The organism is Pseudarthrobacter sp. CC4 (assembly GCF_048957775.1).
GTDB lineage: Bacteria > Actinomycetota > Actinomycetes > Actinomycetales > Micrococcaceae > Arthrobacter.
The window spans coordinates 19,101-34,846 of sequence record NZ_JARCCZ010000039.1; the positions used below are offsets into that span (position 1 = coordinate 19,101).

General features: G+C 67.5%; 16 protein-coding genes. 12 read left to right on the forward strand and 4 right to left on the reverse strand.

Annotated elements, in window-relative coordinates:
• The first annotated feature begins 56 nt into the window (after positions 1-56).
• The 6 genes from PV768_RS20160 (at position 57) to PV768_RS20185 (ending at position 5,879) form a co-directional block, all read left to right on the forward strand.
• Entirely contained in the window at positions 57-839 is a 783-nt protein-coding gene (locus PV768_RS20160; protein ID WP_421094008.1) for a hypothetical protein, read from the forward strand.
• A 27-nt stretch (positions 840-866) separates the two neighbouring features.
• Positions 867-1,871 (forward strand): aldo/keto reductase family protein, encoded by a 1,005-nt coding sequence (locus PV768_RS20165; protein ID WP_421094009.1) that lies wholly within the window; start codon positions 867-869, stop codon positions 1,869-1,871.
• A 7-nt stretch (positions 1,872-1,878) separates the two neighbouring features.
• The gene (locus tag PV768_RS20170) at positions 1,879-2,733 is read left to right on the forward strand and encodes an SDR family oxidoreductase (protein ID WP_421094010.1); all 855 of its coding nucleotides are present in this window, start codon (positions 1,879-1,881) and stop codon (positions 2,731-2,733) included.
• Positions 2,734-2,850: 117 nt separating this feature from the next.
• Entirely contained in the window at positions 2,851-3,978 is a 1,128-nt protein-coding gene (locus PV768_RS20175; protein ID WP_421094011.1) for a sulfite oxidase, read from the forward strand.
• 57 nt (positions 3,979-4,035) lie between these two features.
• Positions 4,036-4,419 (forward strand): RNA-binding S4 domain-containing protein, encoded by a 384-nt coding sequence (locus PV768_RS20180; protein WP_421094012.1) that lies wholly within the window; start codon positions 4,036-4,038, stop codon positions 4,417-4,419.
• Positions 4,416-5,879 (forward strand): amidohydrolase, encoded by a 1,464-nt coding sequence (locus PV768_RS20185; protein ID WP_421094013.1) that lies wholly within the window; start codon positions 4,416-4,418, stop codon positions 5,877-5,879. Before PV768_RS20180 ends, PV768_RS20185 begins: the two co-directional genes overlap by 4 nt.
• A gap of 12 nt (positions 5,880-5,891) precedes the next feature.
• On the opposite strand, the gene PV768_RS20190 is transcribed toward PV768_RS20185, so the two are convergent.
• Positions 5,892-6,398: a hypothetical protein gene (locus PV768_RS20190; protein ID WP_421094014.1), complete on the reverse strand. Its 507-nt coding sequence runs from the start codon at positions 6,396-6,398 to the stop codon at positions 5,892-5,894.
• Positions 6,399-6,511: 113 nt separating this feature from the next.
• Between PV768_RS20190 and PV768_RS20195 the strand changes: the two genes are divergently transcribed.
• From PV768_RS20195 to PV768_RS20205, 3 genes are all read left to right on the forward strand, one after another.
• Positions 6,512-8,131, forward strand: a complete 1,620-nt coding sequence (locus PV768_RS20195; RefSeq protein ID WP_421094015.1) for an HNH endonuclease — start codon at positions 6,512-6,514, stop codon at positions 8,129-8,131.
• 152 nt (positions 8,132-8,283) lie between these two features.
• Positions 8,284-8,901: a uracil-DNA glycosylase gene (locus PV768_RS20200; protein ID WP_323058239.1), complete on the forward strand. Its 618-nt coding sequence runs from the start codon at positions 8,284-8,286 to the stop codon at positions 8,899-8,901.
• Between the two features lie 75 nt (positions 8,902-8,976).
• Positions 8,977-10,239 carry an MFS transporter gene (locus PV768_RS20205; protein ID WP_421094016.1) on the forward strand — a complete coding sequence of 421 codons (1,263 nt, stop codon included), beginning with the start codon at positions 8,977-8,979 and terminating at the stop codon, positions 10,237-10,239.
• 43 nt (positions 10,240-10,282) lie between these two features.
• Here PV768_RS20205 and PV768_RS20210 read toward each other — a convergent pair whose 3' ends face one another.
• From PV768_RS20210 to PV768_RS20220, 3 genes are all read right to left on the reverse strand, one after another.
• The gene (locus tag PV768_RS20210; protein ID WP_421094017.1) at positions 10,283-11,533 is read right to left on the reverse strand and encodes a type II toxin-antitoxin system HipA family toxin; all 1,251 of its coding nucleotides are present in this window, start codon (positions 11,531-11,533) and stop codon (positions 10,283-10,285) included.
• A complete protein-coding gene (locus tag PV768_RS20215; protein WP_323058247.1) occupies positions 11,530-11,802 on the reverse strand; it encodes a helix-turn-helix transcriptional regulator in 273 nt (90 codons plus the stop codon). The genes PV768_RS20210 and PV768_RS20215 overlap by 4 nt, the downstream gene beginning before the upstream one ends.
• 110 nt (positions 11,803-11,912) lie before the next feature.
• Entirely contained in the window at positions 11,913-12,326 is a 414-nt protein-coding gene (locus tag PV768_RS20220) for a hypothetical protein (RefSeq protein WP_323058242.1), read from the reverse strand.
• Positions 12,327-12,415: 89 nt separating this feature from the next.
• On the opposite strand from PV768_RS20220, the gene PV768_RS20225 reads away from it, so the two are divergent.
• Genes PV768_RS20225 through PV768_RS20235 form a run of 3 tightly spaced genes read left to right on the forward strand, consistent with a single transcriptional unit; the run spans position 12,416 to position 15,634 of the window.
• Positions 12,416-13,117 (forward strand): FadR/GntR family transcriptional regulator, encoded by a 702-nt coding sequence (locus PV768_RS20225; protein ID WP_321214728.1) that lies wholly within the window; start codon positions 12,416-12,418, stop codon positions 13,115-13,117.
• A 30-nt stretch (positions 13,118-13,147) separates the two neighbouring features.
• Complete coding sequence (locus PV768_RS20230) at positions 13,148-14,206, forward strand: asparaginase (protein ID WP_421094018.1); 1,059 nt, start codon at positions 13,148-13,150, stop codon at positions 14,204-14,206.
• Between the two features lie 6 nt (positions 14,207-14,212).
• Positions 14,213-15,634 carry an aspartate ammonia-lyase gene (locus PV768_RS20235; RefSeq protein ID WP_421094019.1) on the forward strand — a complete coding sequence of 474 codons (1,422 nt, stop codon included), beginning with the start codon at positions 14,213-14,215 and terminating at the stop codon, positions 15,632-15,634.
• Positions 15,635-15,746: the final 112 nt, after the last annotated feature.

A 15,746-nucleotide genomic window follows, 5' to 3' on the forward strand; every position in this document is an offset into this window, starting at 1 on the left:
GCGCAGGCAGAGTGGTGCCGCCCCCGGCCCCGCTGCAGGCAGAGAGGAGAGATGACGTGGAAAATCCGGATACGCTCATCCTCAACCTGACTTTTTTGGGCACCGTGGGAGTCGCCTTCCTGATGTTCCTGGTCCTCTTCCTGCTGGGGGTCATCACCTTGGTCCTGGCAGGACTAGGCCGGCTCGCCGCCGTTTTGCTGTTGGCCCTGTTCGGCAGGGGCACCGGAAACGAATCACTCCCGCTGGTGCGCTTGACCGGGCCTGCCGGTAGCCGGCCGGGCACGGCCGACGACGGTGCCGGCGCGGCATCCGCAGCGCGCCGGCCACGCGCCGGACTGCTCGTACGGGCCTTCCGCCGCCGGCCGGGGAAGGCGCCCCGTGGTTGGCGCACCGCGCTGAAACCCGCCCACGTAAAGTCGTCGCTGCGCACCGCCGTCGAACACCACCCTGCGCTGGCTGCCGCCCGCCGCGAACCGCCCGTCCTGACGGAGGACTGGGCCGCCGCCGTCGCGGATGCGGACGCCCGCGCAAAGGCGAGGGCGCGTGCAGCAAAGCCGCAAATAAAACTCTCGGTGCGCGATCTTCCTGATCCAAGAGTGCCGGCTGAAAAGGTGGCGGAAGTGGCGCCGCTGGTGGAGTCCGCGCTTGATAACAGCCGCCCTTCCCACGAGCTGCCGCGGTCCTTCAAGAAGCCGCAGGCCCCCCGCCCCCTGGCTCCGCTGGACACCGGCTCGCTGCTGTCCCTGTCCGGTCCGGCGCACATCAGCAAGGCGGCGGCGGAAACAGGCAAGGGTCCAGGAACGGGCTCCGCTTCAAAGGGTAGACAGCCCTTACCCTGAGCAACCATCTGGGCTAGCGTGAAACCCATGGAATTCAGATACCTCGGAAACAGCGGATTCAAAGTCTCGGAAATCACGTTCGGCAACTGGCTCACGCACGGCTCGCAGGTTGAAAACGACGTCGCCTCGGAGTGTGTGCGCGCCGCCCTTGACGCCGGCATCAGCACGTTCGACACCGCCGACGTCTATGCCAATACGGCTGCGGAAACCGTACTGGGCGAAGCCCTGAAGGGCGAGCGCCGCGAATCCCTCGAGATCTTCACCAAGGTTTACGGCCCCACCGGCCCCAAGGGCAAGAATGACCTTGGCCTGTCCCGGAAGCACATCATGGAGTCCATCAACGGCTCCCTCCGGCGGCTTCAGACGGACTACGTGGACCTCTACCAGGCCCACCGCTACGACTTCGAAACCCCGCTTGAAGAGACCATGCAGGCGTTCGCGGACATCGTCCGGCAGGGCAAGGCCCTGTATATCGGCGTCAGCGAGTGGACCGCGGAGCAGCTGCGTGAAGGCCACGCCCTGTCCAGGGAACTCGGCTTCCAGCTGATCTCCAACCAGCCGCAGTATTCCATGCTGTGGCGGGTCATCGAGGCGGAGGTTGTGCCGGCGTCGGAGGAGCTGGGCGTGTCCCAGATAGTCTGGTCGCCCATGGCCCAGGGCGTCCTCAGCGGCAAATACCTTCCCGGCCGGCCCGCCCCCGAAGGCAGCCGCGCCACGGACGAGAAGGGCGGAGCCAAGATGATCGAGCGCTGGATGCGCGACGACGTCCTGGCCGGTGTCCAGGAGCTCAAGCCCATTGCCGAGGAAGCCGGGCTGTCCATGCCGCAGCTGGCGGTGGCCTGGGTGCTGCAGAACCCGAACGTTGCCTCAGCCATCGTGGGCGCCTCCCGCCCCGAGCAGATCGCGGACAGCGTGGGCGCTGCAGGCGTGAAGCTTGAACCGGAGGTCCTGAAGAAGATCGATGACGCCATCGGTTCGCTGGCCGAGCGCGATCCCGCCCAGACCAAGTCCCCGGCCAAACGGGAAGCATAGGCGGCCGGTGGCTTCCGAACTCCCGGACTTAGCCGTCACGGGTTCCACCGGCGGGTTGGGCGGAATGGTGGCGCGGCAGCTTGCCGGGCTGGGTTCCGCCCAGCGCCTGCTGGTCCGCGATGCCGCCCGCGCCCCTGAACTGGACGCCGCCACGGCTGACGTGTGCAGCTATGAGGATTCGGCAGCCGCCCGGCGCGCCCTCGAGGGAGTGAAAGTCCTGTTCATGGTGTCCGCTGCGGAAACCGGGGACCGGGTGCAGCAGCATCGCGGCTTCGTGGATGCGGCTGCCGCCGCCGGCGTGGAGCATGTGGTGTACACGTCCTTTTATGGCGCGGCGCCGGATGCCGCCTTCACGCTGGCCCGGGACCATTACGCCACTGAGGAGCACATCAGGGCGTCCGGTTTGGAGTTCACGTTCCTGCGGGACAACCTCTACCTTGATTTCCTGCCGCTGCTGGCCGGGGAGGACGGCGTGATCCGCGGTCCGGCCGGCAACGGGGTCTTCTCCGGGGTTGCCCGCGAGGACGTTGCCCGCTGCGCCGTTGCCGTGCTGCGCGACCCCGCCATCCACAAGGGGACCACCTACAACCTGACCGGCCCGGAGGAACTGACGTTGGCACAGGCCGCCGGGATCATTACCGAACAAACCGGGCGGACCATCACCTACCATCCGGAGACTGTGGAGGAGGCGCACGCATCCCGGGCGTCCTACGGCGCCCCGCCTTGGCAGGTGGACGCATGGGTGAGCACGTATACAGCCATTGCCGCCGGGGAGATGGCAGGGATTTCGCCCGATGTCCATGGCCTCACCGGGCAGGACCCGATCAGCCTGGCCGGGTTCCTGGCGCGTCCGCAGCTCTAGCCCCTGCGCTCCCGGGCGGCGCCTCTCCGTTGACGGGCGGGCGGGGCGGGCGTAGACCTGAGGCAAGGGCGCTTCCAGCCCGCCGAGCAGAATCCCAGGCAAAAGAGTCGCAGCGCCATGAAACAGACCTACACGAACCAGCAGTCTTCCGGTCCGGCCACAGCGGCGGGGCGTCCGGCGCCGCCCGCGGCCGCGCCCACCACCGGCCCGCTCACCCGGGAGGAGCTCCAGCTGGGTGCGCGCAACCACTCCATGCCGCTGGAGGCGCTCCGCCGGGACATCACTCCGCCCGGGCTCCACTACGTGCTGACGCATTTCGATATCCCTGACGTCGATGCCTCCTCGTGGCACCTCCGGATCGGCGGCGCGGTTGAGATGGCCCTGGAACTGAGCATGGCGGCCCTGCGCAGGGACCCGGCCATCACGGTGCCGGTCACCTTGGAATGCGCGGGGAACGGGCGCTCCCTCCTGAATCCGCGGCCGCTTAGCCAGCCGTGGATCATGGAGGGCGTCGGCACCGCGCACTGGACCGGGGTTCCGCTCGCCTATCTCCTGGGCAAGGCGGGAGTCCTGCCGCACGCTGTGGAGGTGGTGTTCACAGGATCGGACCAGGGTGTCCAGGGCGGCGTCCCCCAGCGCTACGCGCGGAGCCTGCCCATCCATGAAGCGATGCGTCCCGACGTCGTCCTTGCCTACAGAATGAACGGCAGCGAACTGCCGCCGCAGCACGGATATCCGCTCCGGCTGGTGGTGCCCGGCTGGTACGGCATGGCCAGCGTGAAGTGGCTGGAATCCGTTGAGGTGGTCACGGCCCCCTTCCGGGGCTACCAGCAGGAGGTTGCGTACCGCTACCAGGATTCAGCGGACGACGCCGGCACTCCCGTTTCGCGGATCAGGGTGCGTTCGCTGATGGTTCCGCCGGGCATCCCGGACTTCTTCACCCGCAAGCGGCTCCTGAAGCCCGGGCCGGTGCTCCTGCAGGGCAGGGCCTGGTCCGGGAAGGGCGCGGTCACCGGCGTGGAGGTCGGCATCGACGGCACCTGGCAGCCCGCGCACCTGGAGAAGCCCGCCGGCGGATACGCGTGGCGGAAGTGGACCATGCCGTGGGTGGCGGACCCGGGCGTGCACGAGCTTTCCTGCCGCGCAACGGATGAAACCGGCGCAACCCAGCCCTTGGAGCAGAACTGGAACTACCAGGGGCTGGGCAACAACGTAGTGCAGCGGGTGAGCGTGACCGTGGAGTAACCGTTTGGCCGGCCTGGCCTCTGCGCCATGGAGCCGCGGCTATACTCGGTGCCAGCCATGACCAGCCTTCCTTCCTCCCCTGCCAGTGTCCGCATTGATGCGTGGCTGTGGGCCATCCGCGCCTACAAGACCCGCTCTGCCGCCACCGCCGCCTGCCGCGCCGGCCATGTCCGCCTGAACGGCAGCCCGGCCAAGGCGTCCGCGACGCTGGTCACGGGCGACACCGTGACGGTGCGGATGCCCGGCTACGACCGCATCCTTGAAGTGCGCCGGCTGATTGCCAAGCGTGTTGGTGCCGAGGCGGCCTCCCACTGTTTCACCGACCACACGCCGCCGCGACCGGTTGCCCCGGCACTTGGCCTGCCACAGCGCGACCGGGGTGCGGGCAGGCCCACAAAGAAGGACCGCCGTGAGATGGAACGGCTCCGCGGTTCCGCATGAGCGACCTTGTCCTGGAGAACGTGCGGATACCGGGGGACGATGCTCCCGTCAGCGTGCATATCAGCCGCGGCCGCGTGAGTCGGATCGGGGCTGCTGCGGAATTCCCCTCCGCCGCCCCCGTGATTGATGCGGAAGGCCGCCACCTGATTCCGGGGCTGTGGGATGAGCACGTCCACATGACCCAGTGGGCGCTGCACGCCAACCGTATTGACCTCTCGGCTGCCGGAACCGCCCGGGAAGCTGCCGCCGTCGTCCGTTCCTTCTTGCCCGGAGCCGACCCGTCGGTGACCGCCGTCGGCGTCGGCTTCCGGGACGCGCTGTGGCCGGACGCGCCTTCCCTGGCTCTGCTGGATTCCGCCACCGGCAGCCGGCCGACGGCGCTGGTCAGCCACGACCTGCACAGCGTATGGCTCAACTCGGCCGCGGCCAGCCGGTATGGAGTGCGGGTTGAGGCTTCTGGTTTGCTGCGCGAGGAGCCTGCCTTTGCCCTGACCCGGGAACTGGGGCGGCTGCCGGACGGTGTCCTGGATGGCTGGGTCCGTGACGCCGCCCGGGCGGCTGCTGCCCGCGGCGTGGTGGGCGTGGTGGATTTTGAGATGACGTGGAACCGGGACCCGTGGCTGCGGCGCATCGCCGGCGGGTTTGACGCTTTGCGGGTGGAGGCTGGTGTCTATCCGGCAGACCTTGAGCGTGCCGTGGCCGAAGGCATGCGGACGGGGCAGGAGGTCGACGGCGGCGGCGGGTTGCTGAGGGTGGGACCGCTTAAGGTGCTCATTGACGGTTCCCTTAACACCCGGACTGCCTTTTGCGTGGATCCTTACCCTTTCGGCGGGTGCGGGCTGCTGACAGTGAGTGCTGGCGAGCTGGCGGCGTTGCTGGGGCGGGCGCGGGACACGGGGTTTGTTCCCGCCGTCCACGCCATCGGGGATGCGGCCAACCAGGTGGCCCTTGATGCTTTTGAAAGTGCAGGTGTTGGCGGCCGGATCGAGCACGCCCAGTTCGTCCGCCGGGAGGACTTTGCGCGTTTCGGGCCGCTGGGGGTGGCGGCCAGCGTCCAGCCGGTCCACGCACTGGATGACCGGGACGCCGCGGATTCCAACTGGGCCGGGCGGACGGACCGGGCCTTTCCGCTGCGGTCACTGCTCGATGCCGGGGCTTCGCTGCTGCTGGGTTCGGATGCACCGGTGGCGCCGCTCGAACCGTGGTTGGCGATGTCCGCCGCTGTCCTGCGGGCACGCAGCGACGGGCGCGGGCCCTGGCATCCGGAGGAAGCCATCACGCGGGAGGAGGCCCTCCTGGCTTCCGCCCGGGGCCGCTCGCGTGTGTGTGTTGGCGACGCCGCTGACCTGGTGCTCCTGGACGGGGATCCGCTGACTGTGCCGGACGGGGAGTTCGCCGCGATGCCGGTGGCGGCCACGATGCTTGCCGGACGTTTTACCTACGACGGCGGGTTGGCTTAGTTCCGGGTCCTTCTAACCTTTGGCACGGACCCTCACGAGGTTTGCGAAGGGCAACCTGCCGTACACGTCAACAAAGGCTGAGTGATAGTCCGCCTCGGCCGTGGTGAGCTGCTCCGCGGGGAGTTCCTTCCAGGCGATGACCAGCTTTTCGGCGTCTGCGAGCTGCCAGACCAGGCGGCCGTCCCAGTGCCCCGGCGGCTTGCCCTGCCCGAAGTCCAGGAACTCCTGGATTTGCCTCCTGAGGCCGCGGTTGCCTTTACTGCCGGGGCCGGCTTTGCCCAGGTAAAGAGCCGCGGCGGTGTCCACCCATGCGGCGGCCAGGGCTGCTTCGGGGAGCGACGGGTCCTTCTTCTTGAAGACGCCGGCGGTGCTTTTCTGGAGGAAGCGGGGTTGGAACCCTTCCGGTGCCAGCACGGCGAAGAGCCCGGTTCCCTGGGGGATCCGCATGGCATCGAGCGCGCCGATTGGCCGGAAGCCGGCGAAGCCCTCCGCTTTCAGGCCCTTCTTGGTGAACTCCATATCCTCATTCAACAGCACGGCCTGTGCCCGTACGGCTTGCGGGGCTTGCCTTGGTTATCCACATACGCGCCGGCGGACCGGATTTTGTCCCACCCTGCTGGAAGAATTTGTCTATGGAAGCGGCGACGACAGCGGCAACGGGCCTGGCGGCGAAAGCAGGGCTGGAGGCAGCTGCGGGGCTGGAGGCGGGTGGCCTTGCGCGGCCTTGTGTTGCCGATGCCTTCCGCGCGTTGGCTGCCGTCCGTCCCGCCGTTGGCGGCCCGGGTATGATCGACCAGCTCCGCGGACTCGAGGACCTGAAATCTGCGGCTGCCGCGAAGCAGGCCGAAATCGCCGCGGCTTTCGACCTCACCCGGCGCCGGGAGCAGGCCGCCGCCGGTGTCCCGGCCGCTGAACAGGGTACCGGGGTGGCGGCGGAAATTGCGTTGGCGCGGCGGGAGCCCCCTGCCCGCGGCGCGAGGCTCCTGGGCCTGGCGAAGGCCCTGGCCACCGAGATGCCCCGCACCCTGGCCGCTTTGCGGTCCGGGCAGCTGAACGAATGGCGCGCCACCCTCATCGTGAAGGAAACGGCCTGCCTTTCCGCCGCAGACCGGTGCGCCGTGGACGAGGAGATCGCCGCGGACACCGGCGCCCTGGTCGGCGCCGGGGACCGGGCCATCACCGCCGCCGTCCGCGCCGCCGCGTACCGGCGCGACCCCCACTCGGTGGCTAAACGCGCTTCCCGCGCCGTCACGGACCGCTGCGTCAGCCTGCGGCCGGCGCCTGACACCATGACCTACATGACCGCACTCCTCCCGGTCAGCCAGGGCGTCGCCGCCTATGCGGCCCTGACCCACCACGCGGACACGGTGAAGTCCGCTGGGGATGCCCGGTCCCGGGGCGCGATCATGGCCGATGAACTCGTTGAACGCGTCACCGGCACCCCGGCCGGGATCAGCGGCATCGAAGTCCAGCTCGTCATGACCGACCGCACCCTCCTCCAGGGCGACAGCGAACCCGCCCGCCTCACCGGCTACGGCACCGTCCCCGCCCACTGGGCCCGGAAAACCGTCCTCGGCGCGGCGGCAGGCTCGAAGTTAGCGGGCCTTGGAGCGGCTGGTCCAAGATTCACGGGTGCCGGATCTCTGGCTTCAGGATCAGCACGCCCGGCAACCAAGACTGCCAGCGGCGCGGACGATGCCCAATATCGGGTCTGGCTCCGCCGGCTCTACACCACCCCCGGCGCCGGGGACCTCCTGGCCATGGACTCCAAAGCCCGGCTCTTCCCGCCCGGGATCCGCCGCTTCCTCCAGATCCGCGACAACACCTGCCGCACCCCCTACTGCGACGCCCCGATCCGCCACCACGACCACATCATCCCCTGGCACCAGGACGGACCCACCACCAGCACCAACGGCCAAGGCCTCTGCGAAACCTGCAACCACACCAAGGAAACACCCGGCTGGACCGCCACACCAACCACCAAACCTGGACAGCGTCACACAGTGGAACTCCAAACCCCCACCGGCCACACCTACCACTCCACAGCGCCGCCGCTGCCGGGCACCGCCCCGGCTAATACACCCCCTACTGACACAGCACTGGCCCACACCGCAACAGTTGGCACGCAAGTGAGCGCGAGGCCGGCATCCGGGCCGGCACTTGACGGGCTGCCGTGGCGCCATCGCCGAAAACACCGCCGACGGGCCAAAGCAGCCAGGCTCGCCCGTCACGGGCAATCCCTGACGGCGTGAGGACAAAGCACGCTAAGGATCACCGGAAATGCCTTCGTTAGCGTGCTCCGCGCACAAGGGAGAGAGAACTTCCCCTGCCCACCCTTCAGCCCGGAAGCGTAGAGTGGCATAAGACGCCTGATTCTGGACGCCTTGCTGCTGAGGGAGAAATCGTGACGATTGATTGGGACGAGAAAAAGGCCCTGCTACAGGAACCGAACATTGCCAAGGTCACGCAGCTGTGCGATGAACTGATGGAAAAGAAGCCAGGGTCTGTCGTCCCCTATATCGACCCTGTGCATGACGAGGATGAGTGCCGGATTGTCAGCCTGCAGGTCAGCCCCGGGAAGGGCACCGAGTCCGGCTTCGTCTCGCATTACAACGACGACGAGGCCGCCCGCCGCGCCACCCAGATCTATGAACTGGCGGAACTCGATCCCCGCTATGTGATGCCGTGGAACGCCTATCCCTGGGTCCGCGACCCGGACATGCCCTCCGCCCTGAATGTGCAGGAGAAAACGGACGGTCTGCGCCCGTTCCGGCAGTTCCTGAAGATCAACTCCCGGGTCTCGGCAATCATCGCCCACGGTACCGATGCCTCGACCTTCCTCACCCTCTTCGAGAAGACCTACCACCAGTCCCTGAAAAACAGCGGCATCAAGATATACAAGGCCACCGCCTTGGGAGGACGGGCCTTCGCCGTTTCCGAAACGAAACAGGAAGAGCTCCTGGCCAAGAACGTGGATGTTTACAAGGACGCCATGCAACGGGCCGGGATCCAGCACCTCTAGCCTGGCAGGTCCAGAGAGTCCTCGCCGACGCTCGCCATGAATGATTCAGGACCTGACACGACCAGGCCTCCCAGCGTGAAGAGCACCACCGGCAACGCCGGCAGCCGGAGGGTGGCGGGACCGCCGCTGACGGCCTTCCGCTTCATTCTGGTCTTCGGCGTTGTCAGCGCTCTGATGGACATGGTCTACGAAGGTGCCAGGAGCGTCACTGGCCCCTTCCTGGGCGCGCTTGGCGCCTCGGCCCTCCTGATCAGTGTCATCACGGGCGCCGGTGAGGCAGTCGCCCTGGTTCTACGCCCGGTCTTCGGACGCTTGGCGGACCGGCCCCGGCTAAGGTGGGCATTGGCGCTCACGGGCTACGGACTCACCGCGCTCTCGGTGCCCCTTCTGGGGATCACCAGCACCTTGTGGATTGCCTGCCTGCTCGTCCTGATGGAGCGCCTGGGCAAAGCCGTGCGGAGCCCGGCAAAGGACACCATGCTCGCGGAAGCCGGCACCCGGCTGGGCCGCGGCAAGACCTTTGCTTTCCACGAAGCCCTCGACCAGGCGGGAGCCTTCCTCGGCCCGCTCCTGATCGGTGTGGCCTTCTCGCTCTCCGGCAGCTACGGCCCGGGGTTCCTCCTGCTTGCTCTTCCGGGAGTGGCAGCAATGCTGCTCCTCGTCTGGCTCAGTAAACGCGTCCCTGACCCGTCCCTCTATGAACAACACCAGCCCCCCGACGGCTCCGTCAGCCACTCGGGATCAGCCACCCCGGGTCCGGCAGTGGCGACTCCCCAGGCGTCGTCCAGGATTCCCCGGCAATTCTGGATGTACGCAGCATTCAGCAGCCTGACTATGTTCGGCTATGCAACGTTCGGGCTCCTGTCATTCCACCTCGTAGCCACCGGGCTCCTGCCGCCTGCCGTGGTGCCTGTCCTCTATGCGGTAGCCATGGCGGTCGATGCCGTGGCAGCTCTGGCATCCGGCTGGCTCTACGACAAAATCGGCTTGAAGGTCCTCATCGCCCTCCCACTTCTCGCAGCGGCCATCCCGTGGTTCGGTTTCAGCAACCACACCGCACTGGCGGTCGCGGGTGTGCTGATGTGGGGAGCCGCCATGGGCGTTCAGGAAAGCACCATGCGTGCAGCCGTCTCCGAACTGGCACCTACAGGACGGCGTGGCAGTGCCTACGGTATCTTCACCGCCTGCTACGGCATCGCATGGCTGGCCGGGAGCGTCCTCATCGGACTTCTGTACGAACGGTCAATATTCGCCCTCGCCGTTACCCTGACCGTCATCCAAGCCGCGGCCCTGGCCGTCTTCGTCATTGTCCGGCCCCACCATGCGTCCGGCTCCTGAGATCTCAGGCCCCGCGCCACATCTGGTCAGCCCGCAGCGCGGATCAGCCTTCCAGCAGTCTTCTCCGGTGCTTCAACTCCTTGACCCACGCCCTGGTGACGAGGTCCGGGAACGGCGAGCCGCCGTCGTCGTTATTCTTCTGTCCGGCCCCGTTCAGGCCGCGGAAAGCCGTCCCGGATTCCAGGTCCGCCAAAAGCGGTCCTGACGCCTTTAAGGCAATCTCCAGCACTTGGGCAGCCGTCCGCCCGGTGAGTCCGAGCTCCGTCGCCCAGCCCAGGAAGTGGCGGCGGGAAATCCCGGTCCGTTTGCCATTCATGGCCAGCGCCAGAGTCTTGTCGCCGTAGACCACTGTGGAGGGGATGTCGTAGACGGGCGCGATGGTCCACTCGCCGGAAGGCAGCTGGACCATTGAGACGTTCTTGGCATGCAGGTCCCCGTTTCCCGTCAGCCACGCGTAGGCGCCCTGGATGGCAAGGTTCCTGAGGGCCGGAAGAGGCGCCGTGCAGTGGTCCGCGAGCGCACGGCAGACCTGCGAATAGCTGACGTTGTACTTGTCCGCCGGATAGAGCTTCAGCACCTGCGCGCCGTCCTCGACAGCCAGCCGCCGCACCCCATCCGATCCGCCGCCGGGCACGGGAACGCGGTCGAAGCGCTCCACCAGCAGCCCCGGGCGGCCCGCAACATCATGCATCAGCCGGACGCGGCTCAGCGGAATCCTCAGCTTGGCCGCGTAACGAAACATCACCAGCTCGTTCTCCACCACATGCGGGAACTCGGGGGCGTTGAGTTTGAGGATGAACTGGCGACCGGCGCCGGCCACCGGCACCGAGATCATTCCGGCGGAGAGCTTGTCCTGCACGCCGGCCAGGGCCACCGGGTCGATCAGATCGGGGTCGCCCAGCAGCTGGTCGAAATCCACGGCTTGTTTTGGATCAACCCGGACCGCGTGGTCATCCGGATCCAGCGGCTCCCCGTGGCCCACGATTTGCACATCACCCACAGGATTGGCGCCGGCCGCGATAAGCAGGGAGAGATCGTCATCAGCGCTGGTCTTGATGGACCGCCGCAGCGCATTAAGGCGCCGGCCCTCGGGCAGCAGGCCAGTGAAGTAGGGCGGGGCGGCCCCTGCCGCGGACAGCACCGGTTCGCTGGTGAGCGGCAGGGAAGTCGCGACGGCGGGTCCCCCGGCTTGGAGGTAGGCGGGCAGGTAGCTGAACCGCGTGCCGCCGTCGTGCCTTTCGAGCCGGGCAGCGAGCAGGCCGGCCTTGTAGATGTCCGCGATGCGGTGCCTCACTGCTCGGCGCTGCTCTCCGGACCGGCGACCGCACGTGCGGCTTGGCTGGTGCGCGTGGCGATCTGCAGCTCCAGCCCAAGGGTTTCGAGGAGCACAACGAGGGAATCCAGCTGGACGCTTGGCTTGCCCTGCTCCACGAAGCGCACGAAACGCTCGGAGACGCCTGCCATGTCGGCGAGGTCCTGCTGCGTCAGGCGGAGGAACGTGCGCCGGGCGCGCACCTCGGCGGCGAGCTGCTCGGAAAAGGAACGCGTGGGAAGCCTCCTCAGGTACGAACGTGCCGGTTGGTCGTCACCAGAAGCCTACTCCGGCCAGAGGGCACCCGTACACAGCATTTCCGGTACGAGCGTGCCGATCCCACCCCTGAGATAGACGAGCGCTAGAAGAGCGGTGCGGTGTTCTTCTCCACGAGGGCGGGATTGCCTACCGATTCCCGCTTCTTCCTGAGGAATCCGGCCCGCTGGTACCGCTGCGCCATGATGAACCCGGCGGGCGTGCCCTGCTCGTAGGACTCAACGAAGACGGCCTCCTGCCGCCCCTCCGACGTTGTCATGAAACCGTCCCAGGCAAGGGCGACGCGATCTGGCAGCGGTTCCTGCAAAACCGACTTCCGGGCGGCCGCAACGCCTGCCTCAAGCTGGCCATCCACAAGATAACGCTGCAGGCTGCGCTGTCCCCCATGCTCCCGGATGACAAACGGGACCAGGTCCGTGCCGGACGAGACCACCGAATCAATGGCGTGATCCAGGGCCATGAACGCAAGGTTGACGAGTTCCTCCGAGTATTCGTCCATAGCAGGAGGCTACCGGGCCGGGCAGAGAAAAAGAACAGCGACGGCGGCCCTACATTGACACGCGCTGTGACCCCTGCCATATTTAAAGCGTGAACCTGTCAGACAGCCGGACAGCAGGACAGCCTGCACCCCTTGCGCGGCTCAGCGCTGCCGAAGCGGTGTTCAACGCGATCCGGCAGGACATCGAGTCCGGCCTTGTTCCGGTGGGCAGCAAGCTCAGTTCCGAGGCCAGCCTCTCGCAGCAGTACGGGGTAAGCCGCTCGGTCATCCGCGAAGCCCTGCGCTCCTGCACCGCGCTGGGCCTGACTGTCACCAAGACCGGGAAGGGGACGTTCGTCGTTGCGGACAAGGTGGCCAACGACCTCATGCTCGGCCAGTACTCCGCCCGCGACCTGACCGAAGCCAGGCCGCACATCGAAGTCCCTGCCGCCGGGCTGGCCGCCGAACGGCGCACCGAGGAGGAGCTGGAAACCCTCCGCCACCTGGTGGCCGCCATGGCCACCGAGACAGATCCGGAATCCTGGGTTGCCCTGGACTCCACCTTCCATGCGGCCATCGCCGGCGCCAGCGGAAACAAGGTGTTCGCAAGCGTGGTGGCGGACATCCGCGGAGCCCTGGCGCATCAGTCCGAAACCTTGAACATGGTGGCAGACAGGCAGCACGCCTCCGACGTGGAACACCAGGAGATCCTCGCCGCCATAGAGGCCGGCTCCCCGGAAGCGGCGCGCAAGGCAATGGCCTACCACCTCCACGCCGTGGGCCAGGCCCTCGACTCCATCCTCAACAACTAGCCACAACCAAGTACCCCACCCAAGGAATCCATGCCCTCCCCTGTGCTTTCTGCTGCCCGCAACGCTGCTGCGCTGCTTCCGCAGCACGCTCCCCTGGTCACCGCCACCCGTGATGGACTGGTGGAAAGCATCCATTACGGATCGGCCATCGCCCTCGAAGCGGACGGCACTATGGCAGCGGCGGCAGGCGCACCCTCGGCGCCGTTCTACCCCCGGTCCTCCCTCAAGCCGCTCCAGGCCGTCGCCATGGTCCGCGCCGGACTCGAGCTCCCGGCAGACCTCCTGGCCCTGGCCGCCGCGAGCCACTCGGGCGGCGCAATGCACCGCCAGGGAGCGCTGCGGATCCTCGAACAGCACGGGCTCAGTGTCAGCGACTTCGGCAACAGCAGGGATCTCCCCTACGGCGCAAGCGAGCGCGAAGAATGGCTGCGCACCGGGGGCCGTTCCACGCAGCTCACCCAGAACTGCTCCGGCAAGCACGCTGCCATGGCAGCCACGTGCGTCATCAACGGCTGGCCCGTCGAGGGTTACCTGGATCCGTCGCACCCGCTGCAGCGGCTGGTTGCGGAGACCGTTACCGAACTGGCAGGGGAGGAGCCGCTCGGCCTCAGCACCGACGGCTGCGGAACACCGCTGTTTGCCCTGACCTTGTCCGGCATGGCCCGCGCCTTCGGGCTGATTGCCCGCGCCGCCGCGGAGGACTGCGCCGGCGTTGGTGCACACGGTGCCGAAGCCGCCGTCGGCCTCGCCATGCAGCAGCACCCGGAGATGGTGGCCGGCGAAGGCCGCGACGTCACCGAACTGATGCGCCTCCTTCCGGGCGCGGTGGCGAAGGACGGCTTTGAAGGCGTCCAGCTGGTGGGCCTGGCGGATGGCCGGTCAGTGGGCGTGAAGATTTCCGACGGCGGCGACCGCGCCCGGATGCCGGCCACCGTCAAGCTGCTGGAGGCACTGGGCGTGGACACCGCTCCGCTGGCTGCCCTCGCAACCGCCCCGGTCCTCGGCGGAGGCCGCCAGGTGGGCCTGCTGCAGGCCACCGGCTTCCTCTCCGAACCTTTCCTGTCCACACCCGTCAACGAAGCCCCGTAAGGACACATGACCACCGTCGAGACAACCGCCCCAGCACCGAGCCGCTCAGAACACGACCTGCTCGGCGACCGTGACATCCCCGCCCACGCCTATTGGGGCGTCCACACGCTCCGGGCCGTGGAAAACTTCCCCATCACCGGCCAAAAGCTCTCGTCCAACATGCACCTGGTCCGCGGACTGGCAGCGGTCAAGCTGGCCGCCGCCCGCACCAACCGCGAACTTGGCCTGCTGGACGCCGAACGCGCGGACGCCATCGAGCAGGCCTGCCAGGATGTCCTGGACGGACAGCTGGCCGACCAGTTCGTGGTGGACGTCATCCAGGGAGGTGCCGGGACGTCGTCAAACATGAACGCCAACGAGGTCATCGCCAACCGCGCCCTCGAAATCCTGGGCCACCCCAAGGGCGACTACGCCCGCCTCCACCCCAATGACCACGTCAACCTCAGCCAGTCCACCAACGACGTGTACCCCACGGCGGTCAAGCTGGGCACCATCTTCGCTGCGCGGGAACTGCTGGACGCGCTGGCGGAACTGGAAGAGGCCTGCGCCTCGAAGGCCCTGGAATTCCGCACCGTGGTCAAGATGGGCCGCACCCAGCTGCAGGACGCGGTCCCCATGACCCTGGGCCAGGAATTCGGCAGCTACGCCATCACCATCGGCGAAGACCGGCTGCGCCTCGCCGAGGCCGAACTGCTAATTCACGAGATCAACCTTGGCGCCACCGCCATCGGCACCGGCCTGAATGCCCCCGCCGGCTATGCGGAAGCAGCATGCCGCCACCTGGCGGAAGTCACCGGCCTGCCGCTGGTGACCGCGCCGGACCTAATCGAAGCCACCCAGGACGTGGGCGCCTTCGTCCACCTGTCCGGTGTACTCAAGCGTGTGGCCGTGAAGCTGTCCAAGATCTGCAACGACCTCCGCCTGCTCTCCTCCGGCCCCCGCGCCGGATTCGGCGAAATCAACCTCCCGGCCGTCCAGTCCGGCTCCTCCATCATGCCCGGCAAGATCAACCCGGTGATCCCGGAAGTGGTCAGCCAGGTGGCCTACGAAGTCATCGGAAATGACGTCACCATCACCATGGCCGCCGAAGCCGGGCAGCTCCAGCTCAACGCCTTCGAACCCATCATCGTCCACAGCCTCCACAAGAGCATCTCCCACCTGGAAGCCGCGTGCCGCACCCTTACGGCCCGCTGCATCCGGGGCATCACCGCCAACACCGAACACCTCCGCCGCACGGTGGAACAGTCCATCGGCCTGGTCACGGCCCTCAATCCCCACCTGGGCTACGCCACCGCCACCGCCATCGCCAAGGAAGCCCTCGCAACAGGCAAGGGCGTAGCCGAACTGGTCCTGGAACACGGCCTCCTCACGGACGCGCAGCTCCAGGAGCTCCTCAGCCCCGAACGCCTCGCCAACCTCAGCAAGTAGCCATTAAGGACACCCCATGACGAATCCCCCCATCCCAGACCACATCATTGACGGCGGGCACGCCCATGCCTCCGAGACCGCCCTGCATGCCGAGGACAAGGGCTACCACAAG

Excerpts from the sequence above, each read along its gene's own strand:
- PV768_RS20195 (WP_421094015.1), top strand. The coding sequence starts at position 6,512 with ATGGAAGCGGCGACGACAGCGGCAACGGGCCTGGCGGCGAAAGCAGGG.
- PV768_RS20165 (WP_421094009.1), top strand. The coding sequence starts at position 867 with ATGGAATTCAGATACCTCGGAAACAGCGGATTCAAAGTCTCGGAAATC.
- PV768_RS20185 (WP_421094013.1), top strand. The coding sequence starts at position 4,416 with ATGAGCGACCTTGTCCTGGAGAACGTGCGGATACCGGGGGACGATGCT.
- PV768_RS20220 (WP_323058242.1), bottom strand. The coding sequence starts at position 12,326 with ATGGACGAATACTCGGAGGAACTCGTCAACCTTGCGTTCATGGCCCTG.
- PV768_RS20175 (WP_421094011.1), top strand. The coding sequence starts at position 2,851 with ATGAAACAGACCTACACGAACCAGCAGTCTTCCGGTCCGGCCACAGCG.
- PV768_RS20230 (WP_421094018.1), top strand. The coding sequence starts at position 13,148 with ATGCCCTCCCCTGTGCTTTCTGCTGCCCGCAACGCTGCTGCGCTGCTT.
- PV768_RS20235 (WP_421094019.1), top strand. The coding sequence starts at position 14,213 with ATGACCACCGTCGAGACAACCGCCCCAGCACCGAGCCGCTCAGAACAC.
- PV768_RS20190 (WP_421094014.1), bottom strand. The coding sequence starts at position 6,398 with ATGGAGTTCACCAAGAAGGGCCTGAAAGCGGAGGGCTTCGCCGGCTTC.
- PV768_RS20180 (WP_421094012.1), top strand. The coding sequence starts at position 4,036 with ATGACCAGCCTTCCTTCCTCCCCTGCCAGTGTCCGCATTGATGCGTGG.